The organism is Rahnella sp. JUb53 (genome assembly GCF_004346065.1).
Classification (GTDB): domain Bacteria; phylum Pseudomonadota; class Gammaproteobacteria; order Enterobacterales; family Enterobacteriaceae; genus Rahnella; species Rahnella variigena.
In genome coordinates this window covers 57,904-74,854 of record NZ_SLYT01000006.1, presented here as the reverse complement: position 1 = coordinate 74,854, position 16,951 = coordinate 57,904, and the positions used below count along the sequence as shown (strand labels likewise).

Here is a 16,951-nt window from a genome sequence, read left to right as displayed (position 1 = left end):
GAAGGTCAGGTATTACAGCATTTTGCGGATCACATAATGCAGAATGCCGCCGTTCTGGAAGTACGTCAGCTCATTGCCGGTATCAATACGACAGCGGGCATTGACCGTTTCTTTATGCCCGTCGGCATAAACGATATGCACCGCGACGTCCTGCCCCGGCGTCAGGGTTTGTAATCCGCTGACACTAATCTGCTCGTCGCCGGTCAGTTTCAGCGTTTTACGGGTCACACCCTGCGGGAATTCGAGCGGTAGAATCCCCATCCCGATCAGATTCGAACGGTGAATACGTTCGAAAGATTCGGCGATAACGACGCGCACGCCAAGAAGACGCGGTCCCTTTGCTGCCCAGTCACGGCTTGAACCCGAACCGTATTCTTTACCCGCAATCACCGCCGTCGGCACACTTTCATGCTGATAACGCATCGCGGCGTCGTAAATCGCCAGCTGATCCTGCGAAGGAATATGACGGGTATAACCGCCCTCCACACCCGGCACCATTTCGTTTTTGATACGGATATTGGCGAACGTCCCGCGCATCATGACTTCATGGTTACCACGGCGTGAACCATAAGAGTTAAAGGCTTTTGGTTCGACACCATGCTGTTTGAGATACAACCCCGCCGGGCTTTCCGCCTTAATATTACCGGCTGGCGAGATGTGGTCGGTGGTTACGGAGTCCGCCAGAATCGCCAGAATACGGGCATCCTTAATGTCTTCGAGCGCATCCGGTTCGGCTTTCATATCACTGAAGAACGGCGGATGGCGGATGTAAGTGGAATCTTCCTGCCAGGTGTAGGTCGGCGTACCGTCAACCTGAATCGCCTGCCAGCTGGCATCACCGTTGAAGACTTCAGCATATTCTTTGTGGAACATTTCCGTCGTCACCTGTCCGACCGCATTGGCAATGTCATTAGCAGAAGGCCAGATATCTTTCAGATACACCGGCTTGCCGTCTTTGTCCTCGCCGAGCGCATCGGTCGTCAGATCGACATTCATATTCCCCGCCAGCGCGTAGGCCACTACCAGCGGCGGTGAAGCCAGCCAGTTGGTTTTAATCAGCGGATGAATACGTCCTTCGAAGTTACGGTTACCGGAAAGCACCGCACCGACGGTCAGATCACCGGCTTTAATAGCCGATTCAATCGGTTCCGGCAACGGCCCCGAGTTACCGATACAGGTTGTACAGCCGTAACCCACCAGATTAAATCCGAGTTGTTCCAGATACGGCATCAGACCGGCGGCATTAAGATAATCGGTCACCACTTTAGAACCCGGCGCCAGCGAGGTTTTCACCCACGGCTTACTGGTGAGACCTTTTTCAGCAGCATTCTTGGCCAGCAAACCGGCCGCCATCAGCACGCTCGGGTTCGAGGTGTTGGTACACGAGGTGATGGCGGCAATCACCACCGCGCCGGTGGTCAGGGCATAATGCTGCCCGTCCAGCGTGAACGTCTCTTTATCGCTGCGCCCCGCTTTGCTGTTGCCCAGCTCCAGTTCCGTCGCCGCTTTAAACGCTTTGGGAACGTTCGGCAGTGCCACGCGATCCTGCGGTCGTTTCGGCCCGGCCAGACTCGGCTCGACTTCACCCATATCCAGCGCCAGCGTATTGGTAAACACCGGCTCATCACCAGCATTACGCCACAAGCCCTGAACCTGAGAATAGGCCTTCACCAGTTCGATTTGCTCGTCGCTGCGGCCACTGAGTTTCATATAACTCAGGGTGACGTCATCCACCGGGAAGAATCCGCAGGTGGCACCGAATTCCGGCGACATATTGGCAATGGTGGCGCGGTCGGCCAGTGGTAAGTCAGCCAGTCCGTCACCGTAGAATTCGACAAACTTGCCCACCACGCCGTGTTTGCGCAGCATCTGCGTGACCGTTAACACCAGGTCAGTCGCGGTGATGCCTTCGCGTAATTTACCGGTGAGTTTGAACCCGACAACATCCGGGATCAGCATGGAAACCGGTTGTCCGAGCATGGCCGCTTCGGCTTCGATACCGCCGCAGCCCCAGCCTAAAATACCCAACCCGTTGATCATGGTGGTGTGCGAATCGGTGCCGACCAGTGTGTCGGGATAGGCGACCGTTTTGCCATCCTGTTCTTCATACCAGACGGTTTGCCCGAGGTACTCAAGGTTGACCTGATGACAGATACCAGTGCCGGGCGGAACCACGCGGAAACGGTTGAAGGCTTTTTGTCCCCAGCGCAGGAACTGGTAGCGCTCGTTATTACGCTCCATTTCGAGGCGGACGTTTTCATCAAAGGCCTGATCATCACCAAATTCATCGACCGTGACGGAGTGGTCGATAACCAGATCTACAGGCGATAACGGATTTACCTGTTCGACGTTACCGCCAAGCCGTTTGACCGCCTGACGCATTGCCGCCAGATCGACCACGGCGGGTACACCGGTGAAGTCCTGCATCAGAACGCGCGCCGGGCGGTAAGCAATTTCTCTGTCCGCATGGCCGGTTTTCTGCCAGCTGACCAGTTCCTGTAAATCACTTTCCGTGACTGTGTCGCCATCGACATGGCGCAGCAGATTTTCGAGTAACACTTTGAGGGATTTAGGCAGGCGCTGGATATCACCCAGCGTTTTGGCTGCGAGTGGCAGGCTGTAGTAGTGGAACTCCTTGTTCTGGACCGCCAGCTTATCCAGACTGTTCTTGCGAATAGACGACATAGCTTCTCCTTTAGCGCTCAGCGTGGCCTTAAGGAATAACCCGCTGGCTTATAAGTGCATAGTTAAAGATAACACAAATAATTGTTAACATTCCGATAACAGCTCAAAGTGTTCAACAGACAAAAAAATCCCGCAGCATCATCAGAGGCGGTGGGACTGGCGGTCAGCAAAGAAAATGTTGCGGTTTATTTCACCGGCAATTTGATGTCTTTAAACATCTCTTCAATATCTTCGTTAGATCGCAAGGAAATGGCGGAATCCACTACATCACGCGTCAGATGCGGCGCAAAGCGCTGGATAAAATCGTACATGTAACTGCGCAGGAACGTACTGCGGCGGAAACCGATTTTAGTGGTGCTGTAGGTGAAGATATCGCGCGCATCGACAGTGACCAGGTCCGGATCTTGCACCGGATCTACCGCCATACTGGCGATCACCCCGACGCCGAGCCCCAGACGTACATAAGTTTTGATCACGTCGGCATCGGTGGCAGTGAAAACAATGCGTGGCGTCAGACCGGCACGGTTAAACGCGGTATCCAGTTCGGAGCGGCCGGTAAAGCCGAAGGTATACGTGACGATAGGATAAGCGGCCAGTTCTTCGATGGTGACTTTCTCTTTGCCCGCCAGCGGATGATCCGGCTGAACCACGACCGCACGGTTCCAGTGGTAACAAGGCAACATCACCAGGTCATCGTAAAGATGCAGGGCTTCGGTGGCGATAGCGAAATCCGCATTCCCTTTGGAAACGGCTTCAGCAATCTGAGTCGGAGAACCCTGATGCATATGCAGCGAAACGCGCGGGTAACGCTCGATAAAGCCTTTAATCACATTCGGCAGGGCATAACGTGCCTGCGTGTGCGTGGTCGCCACATACAACGACCCTTTGTCCGGATAGGTGTGCTCGCCAGCCACGGCTTTGATGGCATCCACTTTAGACAAGACTTCACGGGCAATACGGATAATTTCCTGCCCGGCGGGAGTCACCTGCGTGAGATGTTTGCCACTGCGCGAAAAAATCTGGATCCCCAGTTCATCTTCCAGCATGCGAACCTGTTTACTGATACCCGGCTGCGACGTGTACAGGCCTTCTGCCGTCGAACTGACGTTCAGATTGTGATTAACAACCTCTACGATGTAGCGCAGTTGCTGCAATTTCATATCTCATACCACCCTGGTTTCAAACCCTGTCGCCATCCCTGTTCATCCGTTGGCTGAACAGTCTGGAAATGATTTTTTTATCGACTACCGGAAGTCTGTGAACGCACCGTTTTTTATGCCCCAGACGCATTAACTTATTACTTAAGTGCATAAGAATAAATTTTATATAACAATTATATCAATTATTAACGTCATGTATACCCGAAGAACATAACGATAACCGCGGTCTGTCGCAGACTGATAATAAAAATACGCAGAACTCAGCGATGATAGATCTTAATGCAATAAAAAAACCAGCCCGGAGGACTGGTTTTTTACAACTGCGCAACAGGATGCAGTCATTCGGTTATCGCCTAAATAATTCAAGTTGCAGCAAGGCGGCAAACTCTGGCATCCCCTGGAGCAGGGCTAACCCTGTGACCGGGGTGACTGAGCGCAGCCAACGCATCGGCACGTTGAAGTATGACGGCGATAATTATTTTTTGCCTTCGACCCATTTACCATCAACAAAGAACGCCGTCCAGCCAGTGGCTTTACCGTCTTTCTCAGAGGATACGTACTGCTGCTTAGTCTTGCGGCTGAAACGTACCATCGACTTATTGCCTTCCGGGTCAGCGACTGGCGCATCGGCCAGATAGCTCAGTTTTTCCGGCAGACGATCTTTAAAGCGTTTCAGTTCTTCCACCAGCGGCGCACGGGTTTCGCGCGATTTTGGGAAAGTATTGGCCGCCAGGAAGACCCCTGCCGCACCATCACGCAGAACGAAATAGGCGTCTGATTTCTCACACGGCAATTCTGGCAATGGAACCGGATCTTCTTTCGGCGGCGCAACGTCACCGTTACGTAAGATCTTACGGGTGTTTTTACACTCGTCGTTGGTACAGCCCATGTACTTACCGAAACGCCCCATTTTCAGGTGCATCTCAGAACCACATTTCTCGCACTCAACGATCGGGCCGTCATAGCCCTTGATGCGGAACTCGCCCTGCTCGATTTCGTAGCCATCACATTCCGGGTTATTACCGCAGACATGCAATTTACGCTGATTATCGATGAGATAGCTGTCCATTGCCGTGCCGCATTTGCCGCAACGGCGTTTCGCACGCAGCGCATTGGCTTCGGCTTCGTCGCCTTCCAGAATGTTGAGCACTTCGGCATCAGCAATCAGGTTGATGGTGGTTTTGCAGCGCTCTTTCGGCGGCAACGCATAACCGGAACAACCCAGGAAGACGCCGGTGCTGGCGGTGCGGATCCCCATCGGACGGCCACAGGTCGGGCATTCGATGCTGGTCAGTACCATCTGATTCGGGCGCATACCGCCTTCTTCAGGATCTTTCTCGGCGGTTTCTAACTGCTGGCTGAATTCACTGAAGAATTCATCAAGAACCGCTTTCCATTCCGCCTTGTTATTAGCGACCTGATCCAGCCCGTCTTCCATGCGCGCAGTGAAATCGTAGTTCATCAGTTCGCGGAAGTTTTCTTCCAGACGATCGGTGACGATTTCGCCCATTTTCTCGGCATAGAAACGACGGTTTTCAACGTGTACGTAACCGCGATCCTGAATGGTCGAAATGATCGACGCATAAGTAGACGGACGGCCAATGCCACGTTTTTCCAGCTCTTTAACCAGTGATGCTTCGCTGAAACGCGCAGGCGGCTTGGTGAAGTGCTGAGTTGGCAGCAGTTGTTGCAGCTCCAGTTCAGTGCCCACCTCAATCGCCGGTAAGGTTCTGTCTTCGTCGCCTTTACGCAACGCAGGCATCACTTTGGTCCAGCCATCAAAACGCAGCGTACGGCCTTTGGCTCGCAGGGAATAATCACCGGCTTTAACCGTCAGCGTGGTGGAATCGTACTGAGCTGGTGTCATCTGACACGCCACAAACTGGCGCCAGATCAGCTGATACAGGCGCTGTGCATCCGCTTCCATATCTTTCAGCTGTTCGGAAACAACGGCCACATCAGAAGGACGAATCGCTTCGTGCGCTTCCTGAGAGTTCTCTTTGTTGCTGTACTGCAGCGGGGCTTTCGGCAGGTATTTATCGCCGAAATTCTCGCCAATATAGCCGCGTACCATTTCCACCGCGTCCTGGCTCAGGTTGGTGGAGTCAGTACGCATATAGGTAATGTGACCGGCTTCGTACAGACGCTGGGCCATCATCATGGTTTTCTTCACACCGAAGCTCAGACGCGTACTGGCAGCCTGTTGCAACGTAGAAGTAATGAACGGCGCACCCGGTTTGCTGCTGGTCGGTTTGTCTTCACGATCAACCACGGTGTAGCGCGCTTTCTCAAGCAGCGAAACGGCTGCGTGAGTCTGTTCTTTATTCACCGGCTTGAACGGTTTTTCCAGGTGATGCGTAACTTCCATTTGCAGGGCGGTTTCTTTCTTCGCCAGCAAATCTGCATGCAATTCCCAGTATTCTTCCGGCACGAACGCTTTGATTTCTTTCTCGCGTTCCACGACCAGACGCACTGCCACGGACTGAACACGGCCAGCAGATAAACCACGGGCAATTTTCTTCCACAGCAGCGGGGACACCATGTAACCCACCACGCGGTCCATAAAGCGACGCGCCTGCTGAGCATTAACACGATCAATATTCAGTTCGCCGGGTTCTTTGAAGGCATTCTGAATCGCGTTTTTGGTAATTTCGTTAAATACCACGCGGCTGAAACGTTTGTCATCACCGCCAATCACTTCCCGCAAATGCCAGGCAATCGCCTCTCCTTCGCGGTCAAGGTCGGTTGCGAGATAGATATGGTCAGCTTTTTCCGCTAACGCTTTTAACTCAGCAACAACCTTTTCTTTACCGGGAAGTATTTCGTATTGAGCAGTCCAGCCATGAAACGGATCGACGCCCATGCGATTAACCAGCGCAGTTTTCTCATCCTTTTTTACTTTTTTCTTTGTTTTTTCTTCGGTTGAGACGGCGGTTTTTTTAGCAGCGGATCCACTGGTCGGTAAATCACGGATATGACCAACGCTGGACTTAACCACGTAGTCATTTCCTAAATATTTATTAATCGTTTTGGCTTTTGCCGGGGACTCAACTATTACGAGAGCTTTGCCCATAATTACCTTTACCTGAATGATTCTTCATCAACTGAAGAAGATTTTGTCTAGTTATGCCGCGGCACAATATCACGTCTTTTTTTATATTGCGGCAGTGAGTCAGAACGTCAACTCATTTCTTTAAAAGAAGGAGCGAACTGACTTCCAGAGGTTCAAAACACTGATTCTGCAAGGGATTAACCAGACAGGGCTCAGCAGAATGCGCCCATTTTTATGTCAAATAATGACCAAGCGTAAACAAAACATTCCACCTGAAGCCACAAAATCCCACACTCTACCTGATTAAAATCGTCACGCAAACTAATTAACACGTAAACGCTCTTTTCGCCAATCCGTGCAAACTCTTGACTGTTTAGTACAAATAACAATCAACCGTTCAGGTGGATTACCCACAGCAGATTTGCGGTTTTCTCCGTCGCGGGATTACAATAACGTCAGCAATTATAGTGGGGAGTAAATATCATGCACGAAAATACATCGGCAATTAGCCGCGAAGCTTTACTGGTCGAGGCGAATAAGGTTATCCGTGAGCACGAAGATTACATGCACGGAATGCTGGCGACAGACGTTGAGCAGAAAGGCAATGTGCTGGTTTTCCGCGGGGAGTTTTTCATGGATGACGACGGTTTACCGACCAGAAAAACCACGGCGGTATTTAATATGTTTAAACATCTGGCGCATCTTTTTTCAGAAAAATACCATCTCGTCGATTAAGCGTAAAAAAGACTAATAAAGGTAAGCGTTACCGATTATCTCTTGCAGTAAATCGGGACAATAAAAAAGGGACAATAATGTCCCTTTTTGCTTTTAATGCTCAGCAACAACCATTAACGTTCTGCCCGTTCAGGCGTTACAGTAACGGCTTCTGACTGCGCTGCAACCAGCGCAGAAACAGGCGATCGGCGCTTTCTGCCGCACTGCCGGTAAACCGGTCCATCATGCGTTTACGGCGGCTGTAACGCACCGCGATCACTTCATGATTTTTCATTTCAGCAATCAGTAAATCATCACTGGTACCGATCGCGTCAATCAGACCATTTTCTCGTGCCTGCGTACCGAACCAGTGTTCGCCGGTCGCTACCGCATTAATGTCCAGTGAAGGACGGTTCTGATGCACGAATTCCTTGAACAGCACATGCGTTTCGTTCAGGTCTTCACGGAATTTCTCGCGCCCTTCCTCGGTGTTTTCACCCAGCAACGTCAGCGTCCGTTTGAACTCACCCGCCGTATGCAACTCAATATCAATGTCGTTCTTTTTCAGCAAACGGTTGAAGTTAGGGATTTGCGCCACAACACCGATGGAACCGATGATGGCAAACGGCGCGGCAACGATTCTGTCCGCCACGCACGCCATCATATAACCGCCGCTGGCCGCCACTTTATCCACGGCAACGGTCAGGCGGATCCCGCTCTGACGCAGGCGAACCAGCTGAGAGGCCGCAAGGCCATAACCGTGTACCACACCGCCAGGACTTTCGAGGCGCAACAGCACTTCGTCTTCCGGTGTCGCCACCGCCAGAACCGCCGAAATTTCTTCACGCAGCGACGTGACTTCGTGGGCATCCATACTGCCTTTAAAATCGAGCACATACAGGCACGGTTTGCTTTTCGAGCCACCGGTTTTTGCCTGCAGTTTTTTCTGTTTGGCTTCCGCTTTGTCTTTTTTCTTCAGTTCCTTGCTGCGAATTTTCAGCTCGGCAGGATTCATACGCGCACTGCGCATTTCACGTTGCATTTCGCGGTACTGTTCGCCTAAGTCGATCAGCTGTAACTCACCTTTGCTGTGAGATTTACGGTGACGAAGGCCAATCACCAGAATGATCAGTGCGCCGATGGCGATCACTACGGTCACAACTTTGGCCAAAAACAGCCCATAAAGAGAAAGTAAATCCACAAAACCGCCTTATCTATGTGGTCATAAAACCGTGGTCAGAAAGATGTTGAACATTCTAGACAATCGTCGCTGCGGCGTCTTGTTTGAATATGACATTGTCAATCGTACGTAAAACTGAGTGCGTCAGTGTTCCAATTTTGTTACAAAAGAACTGTCCGTTTTTAGGTTAATCATTGAAACTCATGCCCATTTGAGGCATACAAGCGGTGATCACTGCCAAAACACCCCAAATTTTCGCCAAATGTCGGATCCCGGTTGAGCGCAATTTCTCCCGTTCCCGGCATTTTTGATATTAAGTGCGCCAGATGTGATGACGGCCATTTGCCGCCACATCGCACCCTGTTTAAGAGGACTGACTGTGCATTACCATCCTAAATCTGATTTGCTCAATAACCGCATTATTCTCATTACCGGCGCTGGCGACGGCATTGGTCGCGAAGCCGCCCTGACCTACGCCCGCTTCGGCGCGCAGCTGATTTTGCTGGGTCGCACTGAGAGCAAACTGGCCAGCGTGCAGCAGGAAATTGCGGCAAGAAACCTGCGCCCGGCTTTTATTTATGCACTGGATTTACTGACCGCCAGCCAGCAGGATTGCCAGCGCGTTGCCGATCAAATCGCGCAATGGGTACCGCATCTCGACGGCGTTTTGCACAATGCAGGCCTGCTGACTGAGATTACGCCGATGGCCGAAATTCAGTTGCAGGACTGGATGAACGTGATGCAGGTTAACGTGAATGCAACCTTTATGCTGACGCAGGCGTTACTGCCGCTGATGCTGAAATCCGCCAGTTCTTCGCTGGTCTTCACCACCTCCAGCGTGGGACGCGAAGGTCGCAGCGGCTGGGGTGCCTACGCCGTGTCCAAATTCGCTACCGAAGGCATGATGCAGGTGCTGGCTGAAGAACATAAGCATACCGGTTTGCGCGTCAACTGCATCAATCCGGGCGGTACGCGCACCAGCATGCGTGCCTCGGCGTTCCCCGATGAAAACAAAGATAAACTCAAAACACCGGCCGACATCATGCCGTTGTATCTTTACCTGATGGGCGATGACAGCCGCCGTAAAACCGGTATCAGTTTTGATGCCCAGCCGGGGCGTAAAGCCGGTCCGGCAGAATAATCACGGAGCCACTGATGACCGAAGATCGCCACAAGCAGCGCCAGCAAAAACTGAAAGAACAGGTTGACGCACGTATTGATGCTGCCAAAGAACAGCGCGGCATTTTGATTGTTTTTACCGGCAACGGTAAGGGCAAAACCACCGCGGCCTTTGGTACCGTCACCCGCGCGGTCGGGCATGGTATGCGTGCGGCAGTGATCCAGTTTATCAAGGGTGAATGGCCGAACGGCGAGAAGAACCTGCTCGAGCCGCACGGCGTAGAATTTCAGGTGATGGCGACCGGTTTTACCTGGGAGACGCAGAATAAAGAGACCGATACCGAAGCCTGTCAGGCTGTCTGGCAGCACGGCAAACGCATGCTGGCCGATGCCGCGTTGGATCTGGTGGTGCTCGATGAACTGACCTACATGGTCAGTTTCGGCTATCTGGATTTACAGGATGTGGTGGATGCCCTGAATGCCCGTCCGGCGCACCAGACGGTGATTATTACCGGACGTGGCTGTCATCGTGACCTGCTGGAAATGGCCGATACCGTCAGCGAACTGCGACCGGTAAAACATGCCTTTGACGCCGGTATTATGGCGCAACAGGGCATCGACTGGTGACGCCCTGTTTCACCGGTTAAAGCTCTATCTGACATTCTGCCAGCGTCGCCATTTCGTTATGAATCGCGCAGGCGGCATCAATCAGCGGTAACGCGAGCGCCGCGCCGCTGCCTTCGCCCAGCCGCAGGTTCAGATCAAAATACGGTGTCAGGCCCAGTGCTTCAAGCGCCAGCGTCGCGCCCTGCTCTGCCGAAAGATGTGAAGGAATGAGATAGGGTTTCAGCGCAGGCGCAATCTGGCATGCCGCCAGCGCGGATGCGTAAGAAAGAAAACCATCCAGCACCAGCGGAATACCGGCAGCTGCCGCTCCCATCATGGCACCCGCCATCGCCACCAGTTCAAAGCCCCCCACTTTCGCCATCACATCCATTGCATCTGACGGATCAGGCTGATTGACCGCAATGGCTTTTTCCACCACGCTGATTTTATGCGCCAGTCTGTCCGGTGGCAAATTAGCACCCAGTCCGACGGTTTGTGCAGGCTGAGCACCGGTCAGCACCGCGACCATCGCCGCTGCGGGCGTGGTGTTTGCCATACCGAGTTCGCCGACAGCCAGCAGCGATAAGCCGCTTTCAGCTTTAGCTATCACCCGTTCTGCACTCCAGATCAGCAATGACTCAGCCTGTTCGCGCGTCATCGCCGGGCCGGTGGCAATATTTCCCGTTCCCTGCGCCACTTTATGGTTGAGCGTACCAGGAATATCCGGCCCAATGATCCCGCAGTCAATCAGCGTAACCTGCGCACCGGCCGCTCTCGCCAGCACGGAAACCCCGGCTTTCCCCTGCACAATATTCACCGCCTGAATGGCAGTTACAACCTGCGGAGACGGCGTGACACCTTCCTGCCACACACCGTGATCGGCAGCCATCACCAGCACTTCTTTGCTCGGAAAATGCAACGGCTGATTGCCACGAATGGAGGCCAGCTGGATCGCCAGTTGTTCCAGGCGGCCAAGGCTGCCCAGCGGTTTAACCAGACTGTCGAGCCGTTGTGCCGCCTTCTGCGCGGCCTGTGTATCAGGTTCAGCAATCTGACGGAGGATATTTGCCAGCGAAGCCATCGGGTTGTCCTTATTATTTTAAAAAGTTAAATACCGCTGTCGTTAAAACGCTGGATCACACAAGCGCCATGACTGAGATCGATTTCACACAGGCAGCCCTGCTTAAACGGGAAGCGCCACATGTCGGAGGGTGCCAGTTTGAGCATCATCGCCAGCAACAGGCTGAGCGAACCCTGATGCGCTACGATCGCTAACCGGCTTACCTGTGGACGCAAATGCAGCTGCTGCAAAGCCTGACGGATACGCAGGGTGAAATCTGTAAAAGATTCGCCCTGCGGGACATCGGCCTTTTGCCAGTCCTGACACCAGGCCTGATAACCTTCAGCCTGCGAGGCTTCCAGCTCCTTGTGATGGCGCATTTCCCAGTCGCCAAACGCCATCTCTTGCAACAGAGGCTGAGTTTCCATCATCAGTTCGCGTCCGTGAGCAATTATCGCCGCCGTATCGCGGCTGCGGCGCATATCGGTGTGGATCAGCGCATCGAGTGGCACAGAAGCCAGCTGGCGGCCGACGTGCTGCGCCTGTCGCTCACCTTCAGCAGTCAGCGCAATGTCGCTGCTGCCGCAAAAAACGCCGCTTACGTTAGCCTGAGTTTGTCCGTGCCGTATCAGATACAGTTTCATTATTTTGTCCTTTATCTCAGTGCCATAGCAGGAAAAACAGGAAGACCAGTTCACTTAATTCGCACGCTGCCCCCAGGGTGTCACCGGTCTGACCGCCAATGCGGCTGGCAACAAAACGCCGGAAGCCGAAGACAAACAGCAGCGTCACCAGCAATGCAAACAGGGATGATAACCCGCCGATGAACAACACGAGCGCCGCCATCAGCAGCAATGTGACACCGAAGCGCCCTTCACTGATTTTACCGATAAATAAATTGCCCATTCCCGATTCGCGGGCATAAGCCTGACGGTACATCATCACCGCCATCATGCCCCGCCCGACAACCGGCGTGACGATAAGAAGCGCCAGCACCGGCAATCCGTCCGCACTCATCTGATAAATCAGCGCTGTCCGCAGTACAACGGCTACAATCAGCGCCAGCGCGCCATTAGTGCCGATGCGGCTGTCGCGCATGATTTCAAGGATCCGCTCGCGGCTGCGTACCGAAAACAAACCGTCGCAACTGTCAGCTAATCCGTCGAGATGCAGACCGCCGGTCAGCATAATGTGCGCGATGACAACGGCGATTGCCGCGACAAGCGCGCCGACATGCGGCATGACAGTCCACCATACCAGCGCGGTAAGTAAACCCATCACCAGTCCGACCAGCGGAAAACAGACAATCCCGCGGGAATACTCTTTCAGATCAACGCCGTCGCACCATCGTTCCTTCACCGGAATGCGGGTAAGAAACTGCAACATCGCCAGAAACTGCCGCCCAAAAGCCATAATAAATTCCCTTTTCTGAGTGGTTTTATTCCGATGTTTTTACCGGTAGCGGAATGCCGGAGACAATCAGGTAAACGTCGTCCGCTGCGGCGGCCAGTTGCTGATTTACCCGCCCGGCGATATCACGAAAACGCCGCGCCAGCAGGTTGTCCGGCACGATACCCATGCCCACTTCGTTGGTGACAATAATCACCTCGGATTCAGGATGTTGCGCAGCTTCCATCAGCTGTGCAACTTGCGCAAAAATGTGCTGTTCTATCGCGTCAAAATCCATCTCTTCCGGCGGTGTTTCACCGGCAATATCAAACAGAAGATTGGTGATAAGCGTCGTGATGCACTCGATAATAATGGTCGGAAACTGCGCCTGATGCGCACGCACAACATTACCCAGGTCACGATAGCTTTCAAAAGTATGCCAGTGAGCCGGACGTTGTTGCTGGTGATAACGGATGCGCTCCGCCATTTCGGCATCGGTCACGACCGAGGTGGCGATATACAGCACCTCGCCGCCACGTTTTTCAGCCACCTGCTCGGCAAAACGGCTTTTGCCGCTGCGGGCACCGCCGGTGATCAGCATCATAATCGGCTCCTTGCTTTCTGTTTGTTAATTCAACATTCGTCAGAAATGACGTTATGCCCTGAATTTTGAGCAAAAAAAACCGCAGTCACTGACTGCGGTTTATGAGCATAGACGCAAGTGCCTCGCTTGTCAGCGATTAACCCCGTTTTGCCGGTCCGGTTGCGCGACGTGCCGGTGCAACCTGAGTGTGGCGCTTAACAGCACGACGGATCTGGTTAGCTTTCACACGACGACGGTCACGTTCAACCGGCAGTTTGCTGACGGTTTCTTCGGTCATATCGACCAGTGTGCGCAGATAGTTGATGTCTGGCAGATCCAGCTCTTTATAGCCGCCACGAGGCAGGCCTTTAGGCAGGTTCAGGTCACCATAACGCACGCGGATCAGACGGCTGACCTGCACGCCAACGGCTTCCCACAGACGACGAACTTCGCGGTTACGCCCTTCTGTCAGGGTCACGTTGTACCACTGGTTCAGGCCTTCACCGCCCTGGAATTTGATCGAGCGGAATGCCGCAGGACCGTCTTCCAGCTGCACGCCACGGCTCAGTTGTTTGATTTTTTCATCATCAACCTGACCGAACACACGTACGGCATATTCGCGCTCAACTTCACGGCTCGGGTGCATCAGGCGGTTAGCCAGTTCACCGTCGGTGGTGAATAACAGCAGGCCGGAGGTGTTAACGTCCAGACGCCCTACCGCAATCCAGCGTGAACCGCGCATTTTTGGCAGACGGTCAAAGACGGTCGGACGGCCTTCCGGATCACTGCGCGTACACAACTCGCCTTCCGGCTTGTAGTACGCCAGCACGCGGCAGACAGTGTCCTGAGATTCCATCACTGACAGAACGTGGCCATCAAGACGAATTTTGGTGCCGCCGGTGACTTCCACGCGGTCGCCCAGCGTAGAAATTTTACCGTCAACGCTGACGCGGCCCGCCTGGATCATCGCTTCAACTTCACGACGTGAACCGTGGCCTGCACGCGCCAGGACTTTTTGCAGCTTTTCGCTTTGTCCTTCGGTGCTGTCCAGCGCGTTCTTCGGCTTCTGGTATTTCACTTCTTCTTCTTCGCCGTTTTCATCAAACAGCGCTTCAGCTTTAGGTTTGGTACCACGCGGTTTTAGCGGCGCGCGAGGTTTTTCACCACGGGCATTTTCCGGACGACCCGGTTTGCCTGTACGTGGTTTTTCAATACGGGAGTTCTCGGTGCGTGAATCGCCGCGGCCTGCGTCAGAACGTGGTTTGTCTGAACGCGGCTTGTCGCTGCGTGGTTTATCTGTACGTGGTTTGTCAGTACGTGGCTTTTCGCCGCGTTTTTCAGCCCGTGACGGTTCCGGACGGCTTTTAGCTGCGCCGGAATTTCTGCCACTTTTTGGCTTGTCACCAGATGGACGTGCCGGTTTGGCTTTATCGCTGGTGTGCTTCTGGGAATTATACTTCTCGCTCATTGAGCAGCCTCATTTGTCGCCTTCACAGGCGTCGGGGGGAGCCGGCAGCATGACGTGATTCGCCATCTGCCCGCCAAAATTCAGTTATTGCGTAGTGATACAATGACTTACAAAAAAGTCAGCCCGCCATTATACACATTTATCAGTAATTTGTATCCCGCTAAGGACGTTACGGGCTGATTATTTTTCAAACAAAATGCCACATATGACTCACGGGAAGATCAGCGGAAAGGTGCCGGATCGCCCGCGCCTTCACGGATCACTTCCGGTGACGCTTCAGTCAGGTCAATCACCGTGGTCGGTTGCTGACCGAGGGATCCGCCGTCAATGACCAGATCAACCAGCTTGCCTAAATTATCCTTGATGTCTTCCGGATCAGATTCCGCAAAGTCATTGCCCGGCAGCATCAGCGTGGTGGACATCAGCGGCTCACCCAGTGCATCGAGTAATGCGACAGCAATCGGGTTTGACGGCACGCGCAGACCAATGGTTTTACGCTTCTCACTCATCAGGCGACGCGGCACTTCTTTGGTCGCTTTCAAAATGAACGTGTAGTTACCCGGCGTGTTATTTTTGATCAGACGAAATGCCGAATTATCCACGTAAGCGTAAGTGGACAGCTCAGAGAGATCACGGCACATCAGAGTAAAGTTGTGGTTTCCGTCTAACTGACGGATGCGGCAAATGCGCTCCATCGCGTTCTTTTCTTCCAGACGACAACCCAGCGCATAGCCTGAGTCCGTCGGATAAACGATCACATTGCCCTTGCGCAGCAATTCAACCGCCTGATTAATCAGACGTGGCTGCGGATTTTCGGGGTGAATATAAAAATATTGACTCATTGTTCCCTCTTAATTCTTCTTCTGCGGTCGGGCTTCAGACCGGTTCAATTTCAGGCTGTTTCCCGGCGACCGGCCAGTGTTGCCATACCGGTTCAACGCCTGCGGGAAGCCAAAGTTTGCGCCCCAGCTCAATCCACGAACAAGGCTGATGGAAATCAGATCCCTGCGAGGCGAGCAAATTATAGTCACGGGCGTAAGCCGCCAGTTGCGCACGCTCATTGGGTGCCTGCTGACACTGCGCGACTTCCATGGCATCGCCGCCCTGTTCCGCAAAGAACGCGAGCAGGCGTTTCAGCCATTTTGTGGACAAGTCATAACGGCCCGGATGGGCGACCACGGCCTGCCCGCCAGACTGATGAATCGCATCAATCGCTTGTTCTATTGTACACCACTGTGGCGGAACGTAGCCGGTCTTGCCTTTGGCGAGGAATTTTTTGAACACCTGCGCGATATTGTCAGCCGCACCAAATTCCACCAGATAGCGGGCAAAATGCGCCCGGGTGACAGCACCGCCATCGGCCAGACGCAACGCGCCTTCCCATGCACCTTCGATACGCGCTTTCGCCAGACGACGGCCCATTTCCTGCGCACGTTGCTGACGCAAATCGGCCTGTACTTTCAGTAACGCGATCATCGCCGGATGCGAAGGGTCGATGCCCAGCCCGACGATGTGGATTTCATGGTTTTCCCACAATGTAGAAATTTCAACACCGTTCACCAGTTGCAACGGCAGCTGATTTTCAGCAATGGCCTGTGCCGCCCGCGCCAGCCCTTCGGTACTGTCGTGATCGGTGATCGCCAGAACGCCCACCCGCATTTCCACCGCACGCGAAACCAGGGCTTCCGGCGTTAAATAGCCGTCCGACGCCGTGGTATGGCTGTGAAGATCGTAAATCGTGAATGCAGTGCTGGTGGTCTGATCGTCTGCTGAAGATGAAGTGTTTACGGGTAAAGTCGTCGTCACGTGGGGAATTAACCTGTTTCGGAATGCAGCACCCATCATAACGCGTTAGGGCTTTTCACGTTAGGGATGATTTTCACCTGAACGTGATGCACTGCAACGGTGCGATAACACTTTTTGCACAAAACAGCC

At 53.3% G+C, this 16,951-nt stretch carries 14 protein-coding genes; 3 read left to right on the top strand and 11 right to left on the bottom strand.

Going from position 1 to position 16,951, the window contains the following annotated elements:
* Window positions 1-12: 12 nt before the first annotated feature.
* The 3 genes from acnA to topA form a co-directional block, all read right to left on the bottom strand.
* Entirely contained in the window at window positions 13-2,685 is a 2,673-nt protein-coding gene (gene acnA, locus EC840_RS15275) for an aconitate hydratase AcnA (RefSeq protein ID WP_132965976.1), read from the bottom strand.
* A gap of 185 nt (window positions 2,686-2,870) precedes the next feature.
* Window positions 2,871-3,845, bottom strand: a complete 975-nt coding sequence (gene cysB, locus EC840_RS15270; RefSeq protein ID WP_112288851.1) for an HTH-type transcriptional regulator CysB — start codon at window positions 3,843-3,845, stop codon at window positions 2,871-2,873.
* 475 nt (window positions 3,846-4,320) lie between these two features.
* A complete protein-coding gene (gene topA / locus EC840_RS15265) occupies window positions 4,321-6,918 on the bottom strand; it encodes a type I DNA topoisomerase (protein ID WP_132965974.1) in 2,598 nt (865 codons plus the stop codon).
* Window positions 6,919-7,380: 462 nt separating this feature from the next.
* On the opposite strand from topA, the gene EC840_RS15260 reads away from it, so the two are divergent.
* Window positions 7,381-7,632 carry a YciN family protein gene (locus tag EC840_RS15260; RefSeq protein WP_112288850.1) on the top strand — a complete coding sequence of 84 codons (252 nt, stop codon included), beginning with the start codon at window positions 7,381-7,383 and terminating at the stop codon, window positions 7,630-7,632.
* A 136-nt stretch (window positions 7,633-7,768) separates the two neighbouring features.
* Here the strand turns inward: EC840_RS15260 and sohB are convergent, their stop codons facing one another.
* Window positions 7,769-8,812 (bottom strand): protease SohB, encoded by a 1,044-nt coding sequence (sohB, locus tag EC840_RS15255; protein ID WP_120161419.1) that lies wholly within the window; start codon window positions 8,810-8,812, stop codon window positions 7,769-7,771.
* Window positions 8,813-9,170: 358 nt separating this feature from the next.
* Between sohB and EC840_RS15250 the strand changes: the two genes are divergently transcribed.
* Together EC840_RS15250 and cobO are read left to right on the top strand one after the other, a co-directional pair.
* The gene (locus EC840_RS15250) at window positions 9,171-9,932 is read left to right on the top strand and encodes a YciK family oxidoreductase (RefSeq protein WP_120161417.1); all 762 of its coding nucleotides are present in this window, start codon (window positions 9,171-9,173) and stop codon (window positions 9,930-9,932) included.
* A gap of 14 nt (window positions 9,933-9,946) precedes the next feature.
* On the top strand, window positions 9,947-10,537 hold the full coding sequence (cobO, locus tag EC840_RS15245) for a cob(I)yrinic acid a,c-diamide adenosyltransferase (protein ID WP_112288847.1): 591 nt from the start codon (window positions 9,947-9,949) through the stop codon (window positions 10,535-10,537).
* Window positions 10,538-10,553: 16 nt separating this feature from the next.
* On the opposite strand, the gene cobT is transcribed toward cobO, so the two are convergent.
* The 7 genes from cobT to EC840_RS15210 form a co-directional block, all read right to left on the bottom strand.
* A complete protein-coding gene (gene cobT / locus EC840_RS15240; protein WP_112288846.1) occupies window positions 10,554-11,597 on the bottom strand; it encodes a nicotinate-nucleotide--dimethylbenzimidazole phosphoribosyltransferase in 1,044 nt (347 codons plus the stop codon).
* A gap of 26 nt (window positions 11,598-11,623) precedes the next feature.
* A complete protein-coding gene (gene cobC, locus EC840_RS15235) occupies window positions 11,624-12,220 on the bottom strand; it encodes an alpha-ribazole phosphatase (RefSeq protein WP_112288845.1) in 597 nt (198 codons plus the stop codon).
* A 16-nt stretch (window positions 12,221-12,236) separates the two neighbouring features.
* Entirely contained in the window at window positions 12,237-12,989 is a 753-nt protein-coding gene (gene cobS / locus EC840_RS15230) for an adenosylcobinamide-GDP ribazoletransferase (RefSeq protein WP_132965972.1), read from the bottom strand.
* Window positions 12,990-13,014: 25 nt separating this feature from the next.
* On the bottom strand, window positions 13,015-13,569 hold the full coding sequence (cobU, locus tag EC840_RS15225; protein WP_132965970.1) for a bifunctional adenosylcobinamide kinase/adenosylcobinamide-phosphate guanylyltransferase: 555 nt from the start codon (window positions 13,567-13,569) through the stop codon (window positions 13,015-13,017).
* 136 nt (window positions 13,570-13,705) lie between these two features.
* Window positions 13,706-14,626: a 23S rRNA pseudouridine(2605) synthase RluB gene (gene rluB / locus EC840_RS15220; RefSeq protein ID WP_240783389.1), complete on the bottom strand. Its 921-nt coding sequence runs from the start codon at window positions 14,624-14,626 to the stop codon at window positions 13,706-13,708.
* A gap of 611 nt (window positions 14,627-15,237) precedes the next feature.
* Window positions 15,238-15,858, bottom strand: coding sequence for an L-threonylcarbamoyladenylate synthase (locus tag EC840_RS15215; protein WP_112288841.1), 621 nt, complete (start codon window positions 15,856-15,858; stop codon window positions 15,238-15,240).
* A 34-nt stretch (window positions 15,859-15,892) separates the two neighbouring features.
* The gene (locus EC840_RS15210; RefSeq protein WP_259274964.1) at window positions 15,893-16,753 is read right to left on the bottom strand and encodes a PHP domain-containing protein; all 861 of its coding nucleotides are present in this window, start codon (window positions 16,751-16,753) and stop codon (window positions 15,893-15,895) included.
* Between the last annotated feature and the right edge of the window lie 198 nt (window positions 16,754-16,951).

Excerpts from the sequence above, each read along its gene's own strand:
- EC840_RS15260 (WP_112288850.1), top strand. The coding sequence starts at position 7,381 with ATGCACGAAAATACATCGGCAATTAGCCGCGAAGCTTTACTGGTCGAG.
- cobO (WP_112288847.1), top strand. The coding sequence starts at position 9,947 with ATGACCGAAGATCGCCACAAGCAGCGCCAGCAAAAACTGAAAGAACAG.
- cobT (WP_112288846.1), bottom strand. The coding sequence starts at position 11,597 with ATGGCTTCGCTGGCAAATATCCTCCGTCAGATTGCTGAACCTGATACA.
- EC840_RS15215 (WP_112288841.1), bottom strand. The coding sequence starts at position 15,858 with ATGAGTCAATATTTTTATATTCACCCCGAAAATCCGCAGCCACGTCTG.
- cobS (WP_132965972.1), bottom strand. The coding sequence starts at position 12,989 with ATGGCTTTTGGGCGGCAGTTTCTGGCGATGTTGCAGTTTCTTACCCGC.
- cobC (WP_112288845.1), bottom strand. The coding sequence starts at position 12,220 with ATGAAACTGTATCTGATACGGCACGGACAAACTCAGGCTAACGTAAGC.
- cysB (WP_112288851.1), bottom strand. The coding sequence starts at position 3,845 with ATGAAATTGCAGCAACTGCGCTACATCGTAGAGGTTGTTAATCACAAT.
- acnA (WP_132965976.1), bottom strand. The coding sequence starts at position 2,685 with ATGTCGTCTATTCGCAAGAACAGTCTGGATAAGCTGGCGGTCCAGAAC.
- topA (WP_132965974.1), bottom strand. The coding sequence starts at position 6,918 with ATGGGCAAAGCTCTCGTAATAGTTGAGTCCCCGGCAAAAGCCAAAACG.
- cobU (WP_132965970.1), bottom strand. The coding sequence starts at position 13,569 with ATGATGCTGATCACCGGCGGTGCCCGCAGCGGCAAAAGCCGTTTTGCC.